Raw genomic sequence first — 19,620 nt, 5'->3', positions numbered from 1 at the left:
GCCGCCCACCGGTGTCCGCATGCGCTCACCGACATGTGCCAGCCCTACACTTGAGCAATGGCGGACGACACTCCGAAGACCTGGTGGGGACGCTTCCTCCCCGAAGCGGCCTCGCCCGTGCGCGAACCGGACCTGAGCGGATCGAGCAGCGTCCCGCGCGGCATGCGCGTGGCCGCAGCGTGGTCCTGGCGGATCCTGCTGGTGGCCGCGGTCGTCGCGCTGCTCGTCTTCCTCGTCGTGCAGCTCCGCCTCATCGTCATCCCGCTCCTCATCGCCGTCCTCGTCTCCGCGCTGCTGAAGCCTCTCGTCGACGTCCTGGTGCGTCACCGATGGCCGAAGGGCCTCGCCATCGCACTCGCGATGGTCGGCACGCTCTCCGTGGTGAGCGGACTGATCTTCCTCGCCATCTCGCAGATCACCTCGCAGTTCGCCTCCGTACAGGCCCGCACCATGACCGCCTACGGCGATTTCAAGGCCTTCCTGCTCGCCAGCCCGTTGCACGTGACCGAGACGCAGCTCAACGACTTCATCGCCCAGGCGTTCGACTCGCTTCAGCAGGACAGCCAGGTCCTGCTCTCAGGCGCCCTGTCGATCGGTTCGACGCTCGGCCATGTCGCGACGGGCGTCTTCCTGACGCTCTTCTGTCTGCTGTTCATGCTCATCGACGGTCGGACGATCTGGCGTTGGACGGTGCGCGTCTTCCCGCAGCGGGCACGTCCCGCCGTCGACAGCGCCGGTCGCGCAGGATGGCGGACGCTCGGCAACTACGTCCGCACGCAGATCCTCGTGGCCTCGATCGATGCGGTCGGTATCGGACTCGGCGCGTTCTTCCTCGGCGTCCCGCTCGCGATCCCGGTCGCCGTGCTCGTGTTCCTCGGCTCATTCGTGCCGATCGTCGGTGCCGTCGTGACCGGAGCCGTGGCCGTCTTCCTCGCGCTCGTCTACAACGGTCCGGTCATCGCGCTGCTCATGCTCGGTGTCGTGCTCCTCGTCCAGCAGCTCGAGGGGCATGTCCTGCAGCCGCTCATCATGGGTACGGCCGTCAAGGTGCACCCACTCGCCGTCGTCCTCGCCGTCGCGGGCGGCACGCTCGTCGCCGGCATCCCCGGCGCCCTGTTCGCGGTGCCCGTGGTGGCCGTGATCAACGTGATGGTCCACACCATCGCCAGCGGCACGTGGCGGACCGGCGGCAGTGCGCCGCCGGAACCGGGTACCGACGGCGCCATCTGGCAGACCGTCCCGAGCCCCAGGCGAATCCGTCCGGGCTCCCGCTCGTCCCACGAGCCGCAGGATCGCCCAGGCGATCAGGAGCCCCAGCACCCCAGCGAAGACCTCCGAGAGACCTCGTCCCCAGAAAGTCCAGGACCCCGCACACCATGACCGATACAACGACCACCACACCCGTGTTCCCCGGCCCGTCGCTCGCCGCGTTCGAGCGAGCCAGGGACACCCTCGTCGGCACCGTCCAGCGCACGCCGATGGAGAGTTCCCGCTACCTCGCCGACGTCCTCGGCGTGCCCGTGCATCTCAAGTGCGAGAACCTCCAGCGCACCGGCTCCTACAAGATCCGCGGCGCGTACAACCGCATGTCGAGCCTCACCCCCGAGGAGCGGGCGCGCGGCGTCGTCGCCGCCTCGGCGGGCAACCACGCGCAGGGCGTCGCCTTCGCCGCCCGCGAGCTCGGCATCACCGCGACCATCTTCATGCCCGTCGGCGTCCCGCTCCCGAAGCTCGCCGCCACGCGCGACTACGGTGCGCACGTCATCCTGCGCGGCCACACGGTGGCGGAACCGCTGATCGCCGCCGCCGAGTTCGCCGCGGAGACCGGTGCCATCCTCATCCCGCCGTTCGACCACCCGGACGTCATCACCGGGCAGGGCACGCTCGGTCTCGAGATCCTCGAGGAGGTCCCCGACGTCGAGACGGTCATCGTGCCGATCGGCGGCGGCGGGCTCATCTCGGGTGTCGCGGGGGTCATGAAGCAGCGCGCGGCCCTCGAAGGACGCACCATCCGGGTGATCGGCGTCCAGGCGGCGAACGCGGCCGCGTACCCGGTGTCGCTGGAAGCCGGAACCCCGACGACCATCGCCGTGCAGCCGACCATCGCCGACGGCATCGCCGTGGCCCGTCCCGGTGAGCTCAACTTCGAGATGATCAGCGCGCTCGTCGACGAGGTCGTCACCGTCAGCGAGGACGACCTCGCCCGGGCCATCGTGGTCCTCCTCGAGCGCGCCAAGCTCGTCGTCGAACCTGCCGGAGCCGCCGGTGTCGCGGCGATCCTGGCCGGGAAGATCGAGCCGACCGGCACGACGGTCACCATCCTCTCCGGCGGCAACATCGACCCCCTCCTGCTGCAGCGGGTCGTCAGTCACGGACTCGCGGCCTCTGACCGCTACCTGACCCTGCGCATCCCACTGCCCGACCGGCCGGGCCAGCTCGCACGGACGGCGGAGCTCGTCGCGCAGGCCAATGCGAACGTCATCGAGGTGCTGCACACCCGACACGGACACGGCCTGCAGATCAGCGACGTCGAACTCGAGCTCAGCATCGAGACGCGCGGTCCCGACCACCGCGACCTCGTCGTGCAGACGCTCCGCGAGGCGGGGTACGACCCGCAGATCGTCGACGACTGATCCGACTGCCGGAACGCAGCAGGGCCCCGCCGTGTCGGCGGGGCCCTGCTGCGTCTGGTCGGTCGCGAACGACGCGACCTGCCGGATCAGGAACCGGTGTAGGTCTCCACCGCGCTGATCGACACCGTGATCTCCTTGCCGTTCGGCGCCTCGTAGGTGGTCTTGTCGCCGATCTTCAGACCGAGGATGGCGGCACCGAGCGGGCTGCCTTCGCTGTAGACGTCGAGGTCGGTGTTGCCCGCGATCTCGCGGCTGCCGAGCAGGAACCGCTCCTCGCCGCCCGCGACGACCGCCGTGATGACGGTGCCGGACTCCACGACACCGGTGGACTGCGGTGCCTCGCTCACCTTGGCGTCGCGCAACATCTGCGTGAGCGTCCGGATGCGGGCCTCCTGCTTGCCCTGCTCGTCCTTCGCGGCGTGGTAGCCGCCGTTCTCCTTGAGGTCGCCCTCTTCGCGAGCCGCTTCGATGCGCTTGGCGATCTCCTCGCGGCCCGTCGTGCTGAGGTGTTCGAGTTCCGCCTGCAGTCGGTCGAAGGCCTGCTGGGTGAGGAACGTCTCCTGGATCTGCTCGGACACGATGGAACTCCTTTGCATGGTGGGTCCGCACATGACGGCCGAAACGCCCGTCATATGCCAGACGCCCCGGCGGAATGCCGGGGCGTATGAAGTACTGTCTTCGAGTATCGCACGATCGGCGCGGGAGTGTGGCTCGCGCGCCGACGCCCTCGCTGGTCAGGAGCGGTGCTCGACCACCCAGCAGGTGTCGACGACGCCGGTGTTGCTGAGCTCCGTGGTGCGGACGCTCTCCGTGAAGGTGCGGGTGCGCTGCTCGGACGGCGGCAGCTCGACGATCTTCCATCCGACGACCGCGAACTGCTCGTTGAGTGCCTGGACCGAGCAGGCCATGGGGGTGTCCTGCGGACCGGTGACCTCGAAGGACACGCTGACCATCGTGTCGTCGACGATCTCGTGCGCCGTGTTGCGCGACTCGATGCTCGGCCGACTGCCGTCGAGACCGGCCCACACGACCCACGCGATGAAGACGACGGCGAACGCTGCGGCGGCCAGCCAGATCAGGCGGCGGTCACGGGCACGGTTGCCAGGGGTGCGTCCGTAGCGCGCCGCGATGGCGTCCTGGGGGCCGGCATCCTGCAAGGGAGAGGTCACGTCACGGGCTCCGGTTCGAACGGTTAAGCTGGACCAGGAGTGCGAGACGCCTCGAGGTCGACACCTCAAGCGTATTGCCTCTTCCTGGATGCGGAGTCCCGACCGCGTCGTCACGTCACGAGTCGCGAAGCGGTCCCCTCGCGCAGACCAGCCGGAAGGCGGAGCACCATGACCATGAGACTGCTCGCCGTGCACGCGCACCCCGACGACGAGTCGAGCAAGGGGGCGGCGACCCTCGCGCACTACCGGAGCCTCGGCGCCGAGGTCATGGTCGTCAGTTGCACGGGTGGTGAACGCGGCGACCTCCAGAACCCCGGACTCGCCGACGTCGCGATGATCGAGCGCGACCTCCCCGGGTACCGTCGCCTCGAGATGGCCGCGGCGCAGGAGATCCTCGACATCGAGCACCGGTGGCTCGGCTATCAGGACAGCGGGATGGCCCGCGACGACGGTACGGTCCCACCCGCGAGCTTCGCCGACATCCCCCTCGAGGTCTCGACCGGTGTGCTCGTGCGCATCGTCCGCTCCTTCCGACCGCAGGTCATCATCACCTACGACGAGAACGGGGGCTACCCGCACCCGGACCACATCCGGTGCCATGAGGTGAGCGTCGCCGCGTTCGAAGCGGCGGCCGATCCCACGCGCTATCCCGAAGCGGGCGACCCCTGGCGCGTCGACAAGCTGTACTACGACCGCTCGTTCAGCCCCGCCCGGCTCGAGGCCGTGTACGCCTACCTGCTGGAGCACCACCCCGACGACCCGGCGGTCGAGCGACTGGCCGAGATGCGGGAGTGGATGGCCGGCCGGCCCGATCTCGCGACGACGCACGTGCCCGTCGGCGACTTCTTCGAGGCTCGCGACGCCGCGCTCCGGGCGCACGGCAGCCAGGTGCCGCCGGACTCACCGTTCTTCTTCTGGCCCAACGACGTCCTCCGTGCCGCATGGCCGTTCGAGGACTACCAACTGGTCACGTCGCACGTCGCGTCGACCACTCCAGAGTCGGAGCTGTTCGACGGCATCGACACCAGCGAAGGAACCGCATGATGCACCACCTGTTCACCGAGGTCCTGTTGGCGGTCACGCCGTCGCCGTCGCCCTCGCCGGCGTTCGACGAGAACCAGGTGACGCCGGGACCGTGGGGCTTCGTGATCACCTTCGCCATCGCCGGCATCGTCGTCTTCCTCGTCATCGACATGGTGCGTCGCGTGCGCCGGGTCAACTACCGCGCGGAGATCGACGAGCGGCTCCAGGCCGAGGTCGCCGAGCGGGCAGCCGCGGACCGCGCGGGGAGCGACACCGGTGACGCGGCCCCCGCAGGCGTCGAAGACGACCCTCGCCCGCCGTCGGACCGGTCGGCCCGCTGACATCACCACCGCGACGCCTCGCCGCGCGCCGGGCCACGGGTCGTCAGCGGTTGTAGACCGGGGCGATCGCGATCAGCAGGATCCCGGTCCAGTGGCAGAGGAACGCGAGCACCGTGCACAGGTGGAAGAGCTCGTGGAACCCGAACCGCCCCGGCCAGGGGTTCGGTCGCTTCATCGCGTACATGACCGCGCCGACCGTGTAGAACAGGCCACCGGCGGCGACGAGCACCATCGTGGCGAAGTTGCCGCGGGCGATGTCGCCGAGGTAGGCGACCGCACCCCACCCGAGTGCCAGGTAGAGCGGGACGTAGAGCCACCGTGGGGCGTTGATCCAGAACACGCGGAAACCGATGCCGAGGAGCGCGCCGCCCCAGACGAGCACGAGCAGGAGGTTGCCCTGCGCCGGTGGTAGCGCGAGCACGGCGAGCGGCGTGTAGGTGCCGGCGATCAACAGGAAGATGTTGGCGTGGTCGATCCGCTTGAGGAGGAGCTTGACCGAGGGTCGCCAGGAGAACCGGTGGTAGAGCGCCGAGTTCCCGAAGAGCAGCATCGAGGTGAGCACGAACACCGTCGAACTCCACTTCGCGGCCGCACCCTGTGCGAGCACGACGAGGACGATGCCGGCGACGATCGAGATGGGGAAGATCCCGGCGTGCAGCCATCCGCGCCAGGTCGGTTTGACCTCCTCCGGTGCGGCGGCATCGTCGGCGGCGACCTCGAGCAACGGCAGCTTCGGCAGCTCGGGATCTCCACTCGTCATGGGTCCAGGATACGGGGTGGCACGGAACCCGTACTGGGAGCGATGCAGGAAACTGCACTAGCGTTGCAGGGTGATGACGAGGCATTCCGCACCGGTGGACGGCTTCCTGTACGGCGTCTACGCACGGCGCCTCCGGAAGGCGCTCACTCCGCAGACGCTGCCGCACCATGTCGCGATGATCATCGACGGCAACCGGCGGTGGGCCAAGCAGCTCGGGTACGACACCGCGGCGCACGGCCACCGGGCCGGTGCGGCGAAGATGCGCGAGTTCCTGACCTGGTGCGACGACCTCGGCATCGGCGTCGTCACCCTGTACCTGCTGTCGAGCGACAACCTGGTGAACCGCGCACCGGACGAGCTGGACGACCTCGTCGACATTATCGCCGACCTCGCCGAGGGGCTGTCGCACTACCGTGACTGGCGCGTGAAGCACGTCGGTTCGAGCGACGGGCTCCCGGAGTCGCTGCGCACGGCGTTGACGAGTGCCGAGGAGCGCACGGCCGACCGTGCTGGCATGCACATCAACCTCGCGGTCGGCTACGGCGGTCGCACCGAGATCGTGGACGCGATGCGCGCGATCGTCGCCAAGCACCACCTCGAGGGTCGGAGCCTGGAAGACCTCGCGGCGCTGCTCACCCCCGACCTCATCGGTGAGCACCTCTACACGGGAGGCCAGCCCGACCCCGACCTCGTCATCCGCACCAGCGGCGAACAGCGGATGAGCGACTTCATGCTCTGGCAGAGCGCCCATAGCGAGTTCTACTTCGTCGAGGCGCTCGGGCCCGACCTCCGTGAGGTCGACTTCCTCCGCGCCCTCCGCGACTTCTCCAGGCGGCAGCGGCGGTTCGGCGGATGAGCCGGTCCACGCCCGCCTCGGAGCCGGACGAGCCGGAGACGGCGTCCCGGTTGGAGACCTTCCAAGCAGGATTCGGTGAGGTCGACGGCTATCTCAACTACGGCAGTGTCGGTCCGTTGGCCGCGTCCGTCGTCCTCGAGGCCGCACGCTGGAACGACGTGCTCGCGAGTGCGGCGCCCGGAACGCTCGGCGCGGTCGACGGGCAAGACGAACGGATGCGGACCGCCGTCGGGACGCTCACCGGGTTCCGCGCCGACCAGGTCGTCGCCCAGCCCAACACCTCGCAGGGCCTCATGCACGCGATGTTCGGTCTGAGCGGCACGGTCCTGCTCTCCCGCCTGGAATACCCCACGCTGCCGCTCGCCGCGGAGCGGGCCGCCGAGCACCGGCACGTGCTCACGCCGAGATGGCTCGAGACGCGACGCGGACACGTGACGGCCGAGAGCGTGCGCGAACAGCTCGACGACACCGTCACCGCCGTGGCCGTGAGCCTCGTCGACTACCGCACCGGATACGTCTGCGACCTCGAAGCCGTCCGCGAGGTGATCGGCGACCGCCTCCTGATCGTCGACGCCATCCAGGGCTTCGGCGTGGTCGACGCCCCCTACGCCGTCGCCGACGTGGTCGCCTCGGGCGGGCAGAAGTGGATGCGCGCAGGCTGGGGCACCGGATTCCTCGCCCTGAGCGACCGCGCCGTCGAGCGGCTCGAGCCGGTCTTCTCGGGCGTGACCGGCACCGACGAGGCCTGGCCGTTCAGCGCGACCCCGGCACCGAGCCGATCCGTGCGCGCATACTCGATCACCAGGCCCGACCCGCTCGCGGCGGCGCGGTTCGCCGCGTCGCTGGAAGACACGGTCGCCGTCGGGACCGCGACGGTGCACGCCGCGATCGCCGAGCTCACGGCCGAGGTGATCGAGCTCGCGGACGAGTTCGGTGTCGCGGTGGTCTCCTCGCGAGACGAGCACGATCGCGCGGGCATCGTCGTCCTGGAGCCGGAGGAGTCCGTCCTCGACACGTTGTGGACCTCGCTCGAGAACCACGGCGTCACCGCGACGATCCGCGCCGGGGCCGTGCGGCTCAGCGTGCATGCCGGTACCAGTCGGCAGACGCTGGACCGACTGCGCGGTGCGCTGCTCTCGTTCGCGACGGCCGCGAGCTACTGAGCCGCCGTCCGACCACCGGCGGTCCAGGAGACGGCCCCCATCTGTTCACCTCCCCGTAACAGGACACGGGGCGTGTCGTCGCATCGATGTCGGTGGCCGGACGTACGTTCATCTCATCGGGCATGGAGCCCGGTCGAGACGGCCACACAAGTTCGGCTCGAAACCCTGCAGGCGGCCGTTTCGCACAGTGATCCGAGCATCAGATGCTCGGGGTGGGAGTGGTTGTGGCCTCGCGAGAAATCCAGAACACGTCAGCCGGCATCGAGACGCGGGATGCGTCGACGAGACCGAGCCGACGACCTGCCGACCACACGGTGAGCGGGGGAGATCAGGCGCAGGCCGAGATCACCTACGTGCTCGACACCTCCGTGCTGCTGTCGGACCCCAAGGCGCTCTTCCGGTTCGCCGAGCACGCCGTCGTCATCCCGGTCGTCGTCATCAGCGAGCTCGAGGGCAAGCGCAACGACCCCGAGATCGGCTACTTCGCACGTCAAGCACTCCGCATCCTCGACGAGCTCCGCATCGAGCACGAACGCCTCGACTTTCCGATCCCGGTCGGTGACGGCGGATCCCTGCGGGTCGAACTCAACCACTCGAGCATGGCCTCGCTGCCGTCCGGTCTCCAGCTCGGCGACAACGACTCGCGCATCCTCGCGGTCGCGCTGAACCTGGCGAACGACGGACTGGCGGTCACGGTGGTGTCCAAGGACCTGCCGCTGCGCGTCAAGGCGGCGTCCATCGGTCTGCAGGCGGAGGAGTACCGGGCGGAACTCGCGGTCGACTCCGGCTGGACGGGCATGTCCGAGATCACCCTCGGCTCCGAGGACATGAGCACGCTGTGGGAGCGCGAGGAGGGGACGACGCCGATCATCGAGGACCTGCCGATCAACACGGGCCTCGTGATCCACTCCGACCGGGGATCCGCACTCGGGCGGGTCACGGGCAAGCGCAGCTACAAGCTCGTCCGCGGCGACCGCGACGTCTTCGGTCTGCACGGACGCTCGGCCGAGCAGCGGCTCGCGATCGACCTCCTGCTCGACCCCGAGATCGGGATCCTCTCGCTGGGAGGTCGAGCCGGGACGGGGAAGTCCGCGCTCGCCCTCTGCGCGGGTCTGGAGGCCGTCCTCGAGCGACAGGCGCACAAGAAGATCATGGTGTTCCGGCCGCTGTACGCGGTCGGCGGCCAGGAGCTCGGGTACCTGCCCGGCGACCAGGGCGAGAAGATGAACCCCTGGGGACAGGCGATCTTCGACACGCTCGGCGCGGTCGTCTCGCAGAACGTGCTCGACGAGGTGGTGGAGCGGGGCATCCTCGAGGTGCTGCCGCTGACGCACATCCGAGGCCGTTCGCTCCACGACGCCTTCGTGATCGTCGATGAGGCGCAGTCGCTCGAACGCAACGTGCTCCTCACGGTCCTCAGCCGGATCGGGCAGAACTCGCGGGTCGTCCTCACGCACGACGTCGCCCAGCGCGACAACCTGCGCGTCGGCCGCCACGACGGCGTCGCCTCGGTGATCGAGACGCTCAAGGGGCACCCGCTGTTCGCGCACGTCACGCTGACGCGCTCGGAGCGCTCGGCCATCGCGGCACTCGTGACCGAGATGCTCGAAGGGAACGAGCTGGCCTAGCGGCCGTCGGCGGAGCGGGCCGACAAGGCTCGCTCCGCCGCCTCCGGCCGCCTGTGGAGAACGCCGGAGGCCGGCACGATGATCCTCCTATCCTGACGGGATGCCCTCGCGACCGACCTCCACCGGCAGGCGGCTCCGCCCGCGTGTCGCCACCGCGGCGATGGCCGGCTCGACGCTGCTGCTCGTAGCCGTAGCCGTTGCCCGGCTCGGCCCCGACCTGCGTCCGGTCGTCATCGTGCTCGTATGGCTCGCCTGCATCACGCCGCCGCTCGTGCGCAGCGACGTCGCGGAGCGGCGGCTCCCGAACCGTCTCGTGCTGCCGGCGCTCACCATCGCGGTGCCGCTCACGGCCATCGATGCCGCCGTGCGTCAGGTGGCCCCGCTCGAACCGCTCCTGATGGGGTCCGCGGTCGGAGCCGTCCTGTACGCCTGCGCCCTCTTCGGCGGGCTGGGCATGGGGGACGTGAAGCTCGGCGCGCTGCTCGGCCTCGCGGTCGGCTGCTTCGGGACGTCCGCGGTCCTCCTCTTCGCGGTGGTGTCGGTCTTTTCGGCCGGCCTCGCGGGTGTGGTCGCCGTGCTGGTCGCACGCTCACGTGGTGGCTCCGCTGGCTGGCGCACCCGCATCCCGTTCGGCCCGTTCCTGCTCCTCGGCTGCTGGGGCGCGATCGCCGCCACGGCGTGACCACACGGACGGAGACGGCCCCGGAACCGCGAGGGTTCCGGGGCCGTTCGGTGTTTCGACGAGCGGGTCGACTCAGCCGGGGTGCGTCATCGAGAGGACGTCGAGCGCCGTGTCGAGCTGCTCCTCCGTGATCTCGCCACGTTCGACGAAGCCGAGGTCGACGACGGCCTCGCGGACGGTGAGGCCCTTGGCGACGGAGTGCTTGGCGATCTTCGCCGCCGACTCGTAGCCGATGATCTTGTTCAGCGGGGTGACGATCGACGGCGAGGAGCCGGCGAGTGCCGCAGCGCGGTCGAGGTTGGCCTCGAGGCCGTCGACGGTCTTGTCGGCGAGGACCCGGGTCGCGTTCGAGAGGAGACGGATGCTCTCGAGGAGCGCCGTGCCCATGACCGGGATCGCGACGTTGAGCTCGAAGGAGCCCGACGCGCCGGCCCAGGCGATGGTCGCGTCGTTGCCGACGACCCGTGCGCCGACCATCAGGACGGCCTCCGGGATCACGGGGTTCACCTTGCCTGGCATGATCGAAGATCCCGGCTGGAGGTCGGGGATGTGCAGCTCGCCGAGACCGGTGTTCGGGCCGGAGCCCATCCAGCGGAGGTCGTTGCAGATCTTCGTGAGGCTGACCGCGATGACCCGGAGGGCTCCCGAGGCGTCGACGAGTCCGTCGCGTGCGCCCTGGGCCTCGAAGTGGTCCTGCGCCTCGGTGATGGGCAGCTCGGTCTCCTGCGCGAGCAGCTCGATGACGAGCTGGGGGAAGCCCTTCGGCGTGTTGATGCCTGTGCCCGTCGCGGTTCCGCCGAGCGGGACCTCTGCGACCCGGGGGAGCGCCGTGCGCACACGCTCGATGCCGAGACGCATCTGGCGCGCGTAGCCACCGAACTCCTGGCCGAGGGTGACCGGCGTGGCGTCCATGAGGTGCGTCCGGCCCGGCTTCACGGCGGTCTTCCACAGCTCGGCCTTGCGTTCCAGCGAGACGGCCAGGTGGTCGAGGGCCGGGATGAGGTCGTCGATGAGGGCGCTCGTGACGGCGATGTGCACGGAGGTCGGGAAGACGTCGTTCGAGGACTGCGAGGCGTTGACGTGGTCGTTGGGGTGCACCGGGCTGCCGAGGCGCGCGCTCGCGAGCGTCGCCAGAACCTCGTTCATGTTCATGTTCGACGAGGTGCCGCTGCCGGTCTGGTAGGTGTCGACCGGGAACTGCGCGTCGTGCGCGCCGGTGATGACCTCGTCGGCCGCTGCGGCGATCGCGTCGGCGACACCCTGGTCGAGGACGCCGAGCTTGGCGTTGGCGAGTGCCGCGGACTTCTTGATCCGGGCCAATGAGGCGATCTGCGCCGACTCGAGCCCGCTGCCCGAGATCGGGAAGTTCTCGACCGCCCGCTGCGTCTGCGCACCGTAGAGGGCGTTCGCGGGGACCCGCACCTCACCCATGGTGTCGTGTTCGATGCGGTACTCGGTTGCTGAGGTGTCTACCACGCTGTTCGTTCTCCTTCGTGCGATTGCGGTGGTGCTGCGCTCGACCGGTCGGTGAGCGGGGTGGAGGTCATTCGGGGACGGTGACGTCGCCGATCACGATGTCGGCGACGGCGGTGCCCTCGAGGAGCTTGTAGTTCGCGCCGATGATGGCGACCGTCCCGGCCGCCACGGCGTCGCTGATGAGCTCGGAGCGCGAGACGACCTCCATGACGGTGCGGCGGAGGTGGCGTCGTCCGACCTCGGAGGTGTCGACGGAGGCGGCGTCGATCGGTGCAGGGCCGGCGACAGCGCTCACGGCGGGGACGATCTGCTGGATCAGCTGGTCGATGTACGGGGGGAGCGGGGTGGCGTCCTCGATCTGCGAGTCGATGGCCGCGCGGACGGCGCCGCACTCGTCGTGCGCGAGCACGAGGATGAGCGGGACCTGCAGGACACCGACGGCGTACTCCAGGGTGCCGAGCACCGAGTCGGAGACGATCTGACCGGCGTTGCGGACGACGAAGAGGTCGCCGAGCCCTTTGTCGAAGATGATCTCGGCCGCGAGGCGGGAGTCGGAGCAGCCGAAGATGACCGCCTCCGGGGCCTGGGAGTGCGCGAGCGTGGCGCGGCGTTCGACGTCCTGGCGGGGGTGGGCGGGCTGACCGGCGACGAACCGCGCGTTACCGCGCTGCATCTCGCGCCAGACGGCACCGGGGCGCTTCTGGGTCATTCTGAGTCCGTTTCTGCAGGGGCGCCCGACGGGGCGTCGAGGTTGGCGGTGACCCCGGTGCGCACGGAACGTGCGACATCGAGGACGTACTCGGGCTTCGCCGTGCCGAACACGGCGATCGTGCTCCGACCGGCGACGGTCGACAGGGCGTACGCGACGTTGCCGTCGTCGGAGCCGCTGCCGTTCGCGTATTCGACCCACTCGACGCCGTCGATCGTGACGGTTCCGGTGGGGCGGGCTTCGTCGAGCTCGGCGAGGAGCCAGGTGTCGTTGGCGTCGACGCCTTGGACGAGGCCGACGAACTCGTCGTCGGGGGAGATGAGTCCGACGTTCCAGGAGCGGATGTCGGGTGTGCCGGCGACCGGTGACGCTGCGGTGCGGACGTCGGCGTAGTTGCTGCCCCAGTCGTCGCCGAGCTCGGGGGTGAGGAGCGGGACGGGGAGGTCGGGCTGCGCCTGGCCGGCGAGCTGCGCGTAGTCGACGGTCGGGCGCTCCGGGGCTTCACCTCGGGGCACGGCGAGCACGATCACGACCACGAGGCCGACCGTGGCCAGGAGCGACAGGACGAGGTTGTTGACGGTCTTGCGCGAGCGGTACAGGCGGGAGTTCTCCGCCTTGCGGTCGGCGGTCTCCTGCGGCGTCTCGGGGCGGCCGAGCTCGGCAACGACGCGCGGCGGCTTGGTGTCCTTCACCGCGATGCGTCCGGAGTGCCGGATCCGAGCTGGGCGGCGCGTGCCGCGTCCAGCCGTGCCTTCGCGCCGATCAGCCACTCCTCGCAGCGCTGGGCGAGCTGTTCGCCGCGCTCCCAGAGGCGGAGGGAGTCCTCGAGCGACGCCGAGCCCTGCTCCAGCTCGGACACGACACGCACGAGCTCGTCGCGTGCCTGCTCATAGCTGAGCTCCTGGACATCGGAGGGGGTTGGCATGCTTCTATCCTATTCGTCGTCGGTCCGGGCGGCAGCCGTGGCCGGGCCGGTACTGGAGGCGCCGATCGCGCCGGAGGCGAGGGTGACCAGGAGCTCCGTCCCGGCGGGCGCGTCGCCCTCGGCACGGATGACCGCGCCACCCGGGACGCCGGACTCCGGGTCCGCTCGTTGGACGATGGCGTAGCCGCGGTCGAGCGTGCGCTGCGGCGACAGGGCGCGGAGGTGTGCGCGGAGTTCCGTCACCTCGCGCTGGGAGCGCTCGACGGCGCGGTCGATGAGCTCGGCACCCCTGGCGACCGTTCGGGTCAGCTCGTCCGCCCGCGAGTCGACGATCCAGGACGGGTCGGCGAGCGCGGGACGGGTGCGGAGCGTCGCGAGTCGGTCGATCTCGTGACCGAGCAACGAGGTCACCCGGGACGACAACCGGACGCGGGCCTGCTGCACGCGAGCGAACTCCTCCGCGACGTCGGGGACGACCCGCTTGGCGGCATCGGTCGGTGTGGAGGCACGGAGGTCGGCGACGTCGTCGAGCAACGGGCGGTCCGCCTCGTGGCCGATGGCGCTCACGAGGGGTGTGGTGCAGGCGGCCGCGGCACGGACCACGCGTTCGTCGCTGAACCCGAGGAGGTTCTGGAAGTCGCCACCGCCGCGCGCGACGATGATGACGTCGACCTCGGGGTCGGCGTCGAGCGTCTGCAGAGCGCTCACGACGTCGCCGGGGGTGCGGTCGCCCTGGACGGCGGCGTGGACGACGCGGAACCGGACCGAGGGCCAGCGCAGTTCCGCGTTGCACAGGACGTCCTTCTCGGCGTCGGAGTCCTTGCCGGTGACCAGCCCGATGCACTGCGGGAGGAACGGGAGCGGCCGTTTGCGCGACGCGTCGAAGAGCCCCTCCTCGGCGAGCTGCCGACGGAGTCGCTCGAGTCGCTCGAGGAGGTCGCCGATGCCGACGTGCTTCATCGCCATGACCTGCATGGTGAGTGTGCCGCCCTTGAGCCAGTAGTTCGGCTTGACCAACGCGACCACGTGGTCGCCCTGTTTGAGGTCGGCGGGGATCTTCGCGCGGACGGACGACCAGATGGTGAACCCGACCGTCGCATCGATCTCGAGGTCTTTGAGCTTGCCGTAGACGTTGCCGCCCGAGGCGCCCCACTGCGTGATCTCGCCCTCGACCCAGACCGTGCCGAGGCGGTCGATGTAGTCGCGGAGCTTCGTGCCGAGGAGCGCGACCGGCCAGGGGGCTTCCATGGTGGCCGGTGCATCGCTCATCCCTCAAGCCTAGCCGCGAGCACCGACGGCGCGGCGGTCGCGGACCACCCGGCCGTTCACGGCCGACTCCCGAGCGCTGCCGCGTAGAATCCACACGTGACCGATCTCCGCGACGCCCCAGCCATCGGCCTCGGCATGCCGAGGCTCCGACGTATCGCCGGACGTCTCGCAGACCTCCCCGTCGCCGGGGAGAAGCGCGTCCTGCTGGCAGCCCCGCGCGGTTACTGCGCCGGCGTGGACCGCGCGGTCGTCGCCGTCGAGAAGGCGCTCGAGCACTACGGCGCGCCGGTGTACGTCCGGAAGCAGATCGTCCACAACGTGCACGTCGTCGATCAGCTCGAGGCCCAGGGCGCCGTGTTCGTGGAAGAGGTCGACGAGGTGCCGTCCGGCGCGCACATCGTCTTCAGTGCGCATGGCGTCTCGCCAGCCGTGGTCGATGCCGCCGCCGACCGCGGGCTGCTCGCGATCGACGCCACCTGCCCGCTCGTCACGAAGGTCCACCGCGAGGCCGTGCGCTTCGCCCGCGACGACTACGAGATCCTGCTCATCGGACACGAGGGGCACGAGGAGGTCGAGGGCACGGCCGGTGAGGCGCCCGACCACGTCACGCTCGTGACGAGCCCGGAAGCCGTCGACGACCTCGTCGTCGCCGACCCCGACAAGGTCGTGTGGCTCTCGCAGACCACGCTGTCGGTGGACGAGACCATGGAGACGGTCCGCCGCCTGCGCGAGCGGTTCCCGAAGCTCCAGGATCCGCCGAGCGACGACATCTGCTACGCGACCCAGAACCGTCAGGTGGCCATCAAGAAAGTAGCCCAGGACGCCGACCTCGTGATCGTGGTCGGGTCGGCGAACTCCTCGAACTCGGTGCGCCTCGTGGAGGTCGCCCTCGAATACGGCGCGAAGGCCGCCTACCGCGTCGACTACGCACACGAGATCCAGCAGGCCTGGCTCGACGGTGTCGTCACGGTCGGTGTCACCAGCGGCGCCTCCGTGCCGGAGGTCCTCGTCGACGAGGTCCTCGAAGAACTCTCCGGAGCCGGCTACGGCGCGGTGCAGGAAGTCAAGACGGCCGAGGAGGACCTCATGTTCTCCCTGCCGAAGGAGCTGCGCAAAGACCTTGCCGGCACGACCGATCCGCGCGCCCTGGGAGGGCGTCGACCATGAGCGAATCCCGCCCCCGTCCGCAGTTCGGTGAGTACGCGTCCCCCGAGGAGCAGCGTGCCCGGATCGCCGAGCCCATCGACGAGCAGCGGGCGGAGGAGCTCGGCATCGCGCCGGTCGTCCCCGTCGAACGGCAGCCACGGCAGCAGCAGGAGCCGACCCTCCGCGAGCAGACGCGCGAGCAGGCGCATGAGCCTGGGGTGATGCAGCCGGGCGCTCCGACCGTGGCCGCTAGACGTCCTGTCGCCGGAGACCGCATCGCGACGTCGATCCTGCTCGGACTCGGCCTCGTCGGCCTGATCGTGACCATGCCGGGCCTGCTCGACCTCCCGGGCCTGATCCGCCCCGCACTCGTGCAGATGGGTGTCTCGGGGTACTCCTCGGACGGTCTCGCGAGCGCCATGGGCATCCTGGCGCTCGGTCTCCAGATCGCCCTGTGGGTGGGCGCCATCATCCTGTCGAGCCGGTCGCTCCGCGCGGGTCGATTGACCTTCTGGATCCCGCTCGTCGCCGGTGTCGCGGCGAACCTGGTCGTGGTGATCTGTCTCGCCGTGGCGATGGGCGCCGACCCGGCGTTCATGGAGTACGTCCGCTCGCAGCAGCCGTAGTCATCCACACACGAAGAACGGGCCCGGCAGCGATGCCGGGCCCGTTCTGTTCGTGCAGGTGACTAGGAGGTGCTGGTGCCGTACGAGCCGAGCTGCTTCGTCGACTCCACGACGCGAGCGGCCATCGCCGACTCGGCGACCTTGCCCCAGGCACGGGGGTCGTAGAGCTTCTTGTTGCCGACCTCGCCGTCGAGCTTCAGCACGCCCTCGTAGTTCGAGAGCATGTAGCCGGCGATCGAGCGGGTGAACGCGTACTGCGTGTCGGTGTCGATGTTCATCTTGACGACACCGTTCGCGACGGCCTCGGCGATCTCGGCGTCGGTGGAACCCGACCCACCGTGGAACACGAGGTCGAGCGGCTTGGGGCCGTGGCCGTACTTGGCGGTGAGGCCGTCCTGGATGGTCTTCAGCAGCTCGGGCTGGAGCTTGACGTTGCCGGGCTTGTAGACGCCGTGCACGTTACCGAAGGTGAGGGCGGCCATGTAGCGCCCCTGCTCGCCGAGGCCGAGCGCCTCGACGGTCGCGATGGCGTCGTCGAGGGTGGTGTACAGGTGCTCGTTGATGTCGTGGCTGACGCCGTCCTCTTCGCCGCCGACGACGCCGATCTCGACCTCGAGGATGGCGTTGATGGCCTTGGTGCGCTTCAGCATCTCGGTCGCGATCTCGAGGTTCTCCGTGAGCGGGACCGCCGAGCCGTCCCACATGTGGGACTGGAAGATCGGGTTGCGACCGGCCTTGACCTCTTCTTCGGAGGCGGCGATGAGCGGCATGACGAAGCCGTCGAGCGCGTCCTTCGGGCAGTGGTCGGTGTGGAGCGCGACGGTGACGGGGTAGTTCTTGGCGACCTCGGTGGCGAACTTCGCGAAGGCGATCGCGCCGGCGGCGCGGTTCTTCACGGTGTGGCCGGCGAAGTAGTCGGCGCCGCCCGTGGTGACCTGGATGATGCCGTCGGAACCGGCCTCGGTGAGGCCCTGGAGGACGGAGTTGATGGTCTGGCTGCTCGAGACGTTGAACGCCGGGTACGCGAACCCGTTCGACTTCGCCTTGTCGAGCATCGCTGCGTACTGTTCCGGGGTGGCGACGGGCATGTCTTCTCCTTGCGTGGGGACGATTCGCCTTGAAGTCTAGTGACTCGGGCTCCGAGGCATACGGCACGATGGGGACATGATCGAGCGCACTCCGGACACCGACCTCCTCGACGGCTTCCTCGACGCCACGCGGGCCGCCGCTGCCGCCGTCGCGGGTCTCGTGGGTGGCGGCGACGGCATGCAGATCGACGGGGTCGCCGTCGACGCGCTCCGCCGGGCGCTCGAATCGCTCCCGGTCGACGGGCGCGTCGTCGTGGGGGAGGGGGAGAAGGACCAGGCGCCCATGCTCTTCGTGGGCGAACGCTTCGGCACGGGTGCGGGGCCGGCGATCGACCTCGCCGTCGACCCCGTGGACGGCACCAAGCTCGCGGCCGCCGGGAAGCCGGACTCCGTCGCCGTGATCGCCATCGCCCCGCGCGGTGCGATGTTCGACATCGGCCCGGCGTACTACCTCGAGAAGCTCGTCGCGGCCGGTGGGGGACGCGAGCTGTCGCTCGGTGACCCGATCGCGGTGACCCTCGACCGGCTCGCCGCGCGTGTGGGGCGGCCGGTCGAGCAGCTCCGGGTCGCGGTCCAGGACCGCCCCCGGAACGCGGCGACGGCCCAGGCCGTGACCGCCGCCGGTGCGGAGCTCGTGAGCTTCATGGACGGCGACGTCGCCCTGTCCCTGCGTGCCGCGGCCACCGACGGCGACCTCGATCTGCTCCTCGGCGTGGGCGGGGCCCCGGAGGGCATCCTCACGGCTGCCGCGGTCCGGGCCCTCGGTGGCTGGATGACGGCGCGCTTCGCACCGCAGTCGCCGGAGGAACGGGCGCGGCTCATCGAGGCAGGGACCGATCTCGACCGCGAGGTCCCACTCGACGAACTCTGCCGCGACGACGCCTGGCTGCTGCTCAGTGCCGTCACGTCGACCGCGCTCGCCGCCGGAGCCGAACTCGCCGGAGTCCGGGTCGAAGGGGACGGCGGTGTCATGGTCGAGTCCGTCGTCGTCGGTCCCGGGAGCCCGCTGACGAGGTCACGGAAGCGCCTCGATCGAGACACGCCCACCGGCCTTCCCCGCCCGGTTCGATAGGCTGAAACCCTCATCCACCGAAGCGTCGTGTCCCACGAGGCGAGCGATCCATGGAGGATCCAGTGACCCAGCCTGAAACCGGCTCCCACTATCTGCAGCCCGACCGCAACCTCGCCATGGAGCTCGTGAGAGCGACGGAGGCCGCCGCGATCCGGGCGGCGCCGTTCATCGGGCGAGGCGACAAGAACGCCGCCGACGGTGCGGCGGTCGACGCCATGCGCGCCTTCCTCGGCACCGTCAACTTCGACGGCGTTGTCGTCATCGGCGAGGGCGAGAAGGACGAAGCGCCCATGCTCTTCAACGGCGAGCACGTCGGCAACGGCCGCGGCCCGTCCTGCGACATCGCGGTCGACCCGATCGACGGCACGAGCCTCACCGCCGCCGGCCGGCAGAACGCCCTCTCCGTCATCGCCGTGTCCGACCGTGGCAGCATGTTCGACCCGTCCGCGGTGTTCTACATGGACAAGATCGTCACCGGCGCCGACGGCATCGGTGTCGTCGACATCAGCCAGTCCATCGGCGACAACATCCGCGAGCTCGCGAAGGCCAAGGGCAAGCAGCCCGAGGACATCCGCGTCGCCGTCCTCGACCGACCGCGCCACGCGCAGCTCATCGAGGAGATCCGCGCGGCCGGTGCCGGGACGCGGCTGCTGCTCGACGGCGACGTCGCGGGTGGCATCAACGCCGCGCGCTACGACTCCCGGATCGACATGTGCGTCGGCATCGGCGGCACGCCCGAGGGCATCATCACCGCGTGTGCGGTGAAGGCGCTCGGTGGCCTCATCCAGGGCAAGCTCATGCCGAAGGACGACGCCGAACGTGAGCGTGCGCTCGCGGCCGGTCACGACCTCGACCGTGTCCTCGGCGCGAACGACCTCGTCCGCGGCGACAACACGTACTTCGTCGCGACGGGCGTCACCCACGGTGAACTCGTCGACGGTGTGCAGCGCAAGGGTCCGATCATCCGCACCGAGAGCCTCGTGCTGCGGTCGCGTTCCGGCACCATCCGTCGTGTCGAGGCGGACCACCTCGCTGCGAAGTGGCTGTAGCCGCT

The 19,620-nt window shown here is 69.9% G+C and carries 21 protein-coding genes; 12 read left to right on the top strand and 9 right to left on the bottom strand.

The annotated features are described in order from the left end of the window. Positions 1-57: 57 nt before the first annotated feature. Both BIU99_RS10395 and ilvA read left to right on the top strand, forming a co-directional pair. Entirely contained in the window at positions 58-1,380 is a 1,323-nt protein-coding gene (locus tag BIU99_RS10395) for an AI-2E family transporter (protein ID WP_071261075.1), read from the top strand. Continuing rightward, positions 1,377-2,633: a threonine ammonia-lyase gene (gene ilvA / locus BIU99_RS10390; RefSeq protein ID WP_064296452.1), complete on the top strand. Its 1,257-nt coding sequence runs from the start codon at positions 1,377-1,379 to the stop codon at positions 2,631-2,633. The genes BIU99_RS10395 and ilvA overlap by 4 nt, the downstream gene beginning before the upstream one ends. Positions 2,634-2,719: 86 nt before the next feature. Here the strand turns inward: ilvA and greA are convergent, their stop codons facing one another. After that, entirely contained in the window at positions 2,720-3,211 is a 492-nt protein-coding gene (gene greA / locus BIU99_RS10385) for a transcription elongation factor GreA (protein ID WP_240555708.1), read from the bottom strand. Positions 3,212-3,367: 156 nt separating this feature from the next. Beyond that, complete coding sequence (locus tag BIU99_RS19950; RefSeq protein ID WP_175484378.1) at positions 3,368-3,802, bottom strand: DUF4307 domain-containing protein; 435 nt, start codon at positions 3,800-3,802, stop codon at positions 3,368-3,370. A 168-nt stretch (positions 3,803-3,970) separates the two neighbouring features. Here BIU99_RS19950 and mca point away from each other — a divergent pair, with 168 nt between their 5' ends. Together mca and BIU99_RS10370 are read left to right on the top strand one after the other, a co-directional pair. Beyond that, complete coding sequence (mca, locus tag BIU99_RS10375; protein ID WP_064296449.1) at positions 3,971-4,846, top strand: mycothiol conjugate amidase Mca; 876 nt, start codon at positions 3,971-3,973, stop codon at positions 4,844-4,846. Further along, entirely contained in the window at positions 4,843-5,166 is a 324-nt protein-coding gene (locus BIU99_RS10370) for a hypothetical protein (RefSeq protein ID WP_079002042.1), read from the top strand. Before mca ends, BIU99_RS10370 begins: the two co-directional genes overlap by 4 nt. A gap of 43 nt (positions 5,167-5,209) precedes the next feature. Here the strand turns inward: BIU99_RS10370 and BIU99_RS10365 are convergent, their stop codons facing one another. Beyond that, entirely contained in the window at positions 5,210-5,926 is a 717-nt protein-coding gene (locus tag BIU99_RS10365; RefSeq protein ID WP_064296448.1) for a hemolysin III family protein, read from the bottom strand. Between the two features lie 73 nt (positions 5,927-5,999). On the opposite strand from BIU99_RS10365, the gene BIU99_RS10360 reads away from it, so the two are divergent. From BIU99_RS10360 to BIU99_RS10345, 4 genes are all read left to right on the top strand, one after another. Beyond that, on the top strand, positions 6,000-6,782 hold the full coding sequence (locus BIU99_RS10360) for an isoprenyl transferase (RefSeq protein WP_064296447.1): 783 nt from the start codon (positions 6,000-6,002) through the stop codon (positions 6,780-6,782). Beyond that, complete coding sequence (locus BIU99_RS10355) at positions 6,779-7,945, top strand: aminotransferase class V-fold PLP-dependent enzyme (protein ID WP_071261070.1); 1,167 nt, start codon at positions 6,779-6,781, stop codon at positions 7,943-7,945. Before BIU99_RS10360 ends, BIU99_RS10355 begins: the two co-directional genes overlap by 4 nt. A 203-nt stretch (positions 7,946-8,148) precedes the next feature. Next, positions 8,149-9,573 (top strand): PhoH family protein, encoded by a 1,425-nt coding sequence (locus tag BIU99_RS10350; protein WP_082916204.1) that lies wholly within the window; start codon positions 8,149-8,151, stop codon positions 9,571-9,573. A gap of 100 nt (positions 9,574-9,673) precedes the next feature. Continuing rightward, a complete protein-coding gene (locus tag BIU99_RS10345; protein ID WP_071261068.1) occupies positions 9,674-10,255 on the top strand; it encodes an A24 family peptidase in 582 nt (193 codons plus the stop codon). 72 nt (positions 10,256-10,327) lie between these two features. Here BIU99_RS10345 and BIU99_RS10340 read toward each other — a convergent pair whose 3' ends face one another. The 5 genes from BIU99_RS10340 to xseA all read right to left on the bottom strand — a co-directional run bounded on the left by BIU99_RS10340 (position 10,328) and on the right by xseA (position 14,634). After that, positions 10,328-11,731, bottom strand: coding sequence for an aspartate ammonia-lyase (locus tag BIU99_RS10340; protein WP_079002052.1), 1,404 nt, complete (start codon positions 11,729-11,731; stop codon positions 10,328-10,330). 67 nt (positions 11,732-11,798) lie between these two features. Continuing rightward, positions 11,799-12,440 carry a carbonic anhydrase gene (locus BIU99_RS10335; RefSeq protein WP_064296442.1) on the bottom strand — a complete coding sequence of 214 codons (642 nt, stop codon included), beginning with the start codon at positions 12,438-12,440 and terminating at the stop codon, positions 11,799-11,801. Continuing rightward, on the bottom strand, positions 12,437-13,132 hold the full coding sequence (locus tag BIU99_RS10330) for a DUF4245 domain-containing protein (RefSeq protein WP_167620449.1): 696 nt from the start codon (positions 13,130-13,132) through the stop codon (positions 12,437-12,439). Before BIU99_RS10330 ends, BIU99_RS10335 begins: the two co-directional genes overlap by 4 nt. Then, positions 13,129-13,365, bottom strand: a complete 237-nt coding sequence (locus tag BIU99_RS10325; protein WP_064296575.1) for an exodeoxyribonuclease VII small subunit — start codon at positions 13,363-13,365, stop codon at positions 13,129-13,131. The genes BIU99_RS10330 and BIU99_RS10325 overlap by 4 nt, the downstream gene beginning before the upstream one ends. Positions 13,366-13,374: 9 nt before the next feature. After that, the gene (gene xseA, locus BIU99_RS10320; protein ID WP_071261066.1) at positions 13,375-14,634 is read right to left on the bottom strand and encodes an exodeoxyribonuclease VII large subunit; all 1,260 of its coding nucleotides are present in this window, start codon (positions 14,632-14,634) and stop codon (positions 13,375-13,377) included. Between the two features lie 135 nt (positions 14,635-14,769). Here xseA and BIU99_RS10315 point away from each other — a divergent pair, with 135 nt between their 5' ends. After that, a complete protein-coding gene (locus tag BIU99_RS10315) occupies positions 14,770-15,801 on the top strand; it encodes a 4-hydroxy-3-methylbut-2-enyl diphosphate reductase (RefSeq protein WP_071261248.1) in 1,032 nt (343 codons plus the stop codon). Beyond that, a complete protein-coding gene (locus BIU99_RS10310) occupies positions 15,798-16,406 on the top strand; it encodes a DUF6264 family protein (protein ID WP_064296440.1) in 609 nt (202 codons plus the stop codon). Before BIU99_RS10315 ends, BIU99_RS10310 begins: the two co-directional genes overlap by 4 nt. Positions 16,407-16,468: 62 nt before the next feature. On the opposite strand, the gene fbaA is transcribed toward BIU99_RS10310, so the two are convergent. Beyond that, a complete protein-coding gene (fbaA, locus tag BIU99_RS10305; RefSeq protein ID WP_064296439.1) occupies positions 16,469-17,494 on the bottom strand; it encodes a class II fructose-bisphosphate aldolase in 1,026 nt (341 codons plus the stop codon). A gap of 76 nt (positions 17,495-17,570) precedes the next feature. Between fbaA and BIU99_RS10300 the strand changes: the two genes are divergently transcribed. Continuing rightward, a complete protein-coding gene (locus tag BIU99_RS10300) occupies positions 17,571-18,566 on the top strand; it encodes a fructose-bisphosphatase class II (RefSeq protein ID WP_071261064.1) in 996 nt (331 codons plus the stop codon). Between the two features lie 50 nt (positions 18,567-18,616). Continuing rightward, on the top strand, positions 18,617-19,615 hold the full coding sequence (gene glpX, locus BIU99_RS10295) for a class II fructose-bisphosphatase (RefSeq protein ID WP_064296437.1): 999 nt from the start codon (positions 18,617-18,619) through the stop codon (positions 19,613-19,615). The last annotated feature ends 5 nt before the right edge of the window (positions 19,616-19,620 follow it).

The organism is Plantibacter sp. MMLR14_011 (genome assembly GCF_001865025.1).
GTDB lineage: Bacteria > Actinomycetota > Actinomycetes > Actinomycetales > Microbacteriaceae > Plantibacter > Plantibacter flavus_A.
The sequence above is the reverse complement of the archived record's forward strand: the minus strand, read 5'-3'. Positions and strand labels throughout refer to the sequence as shown.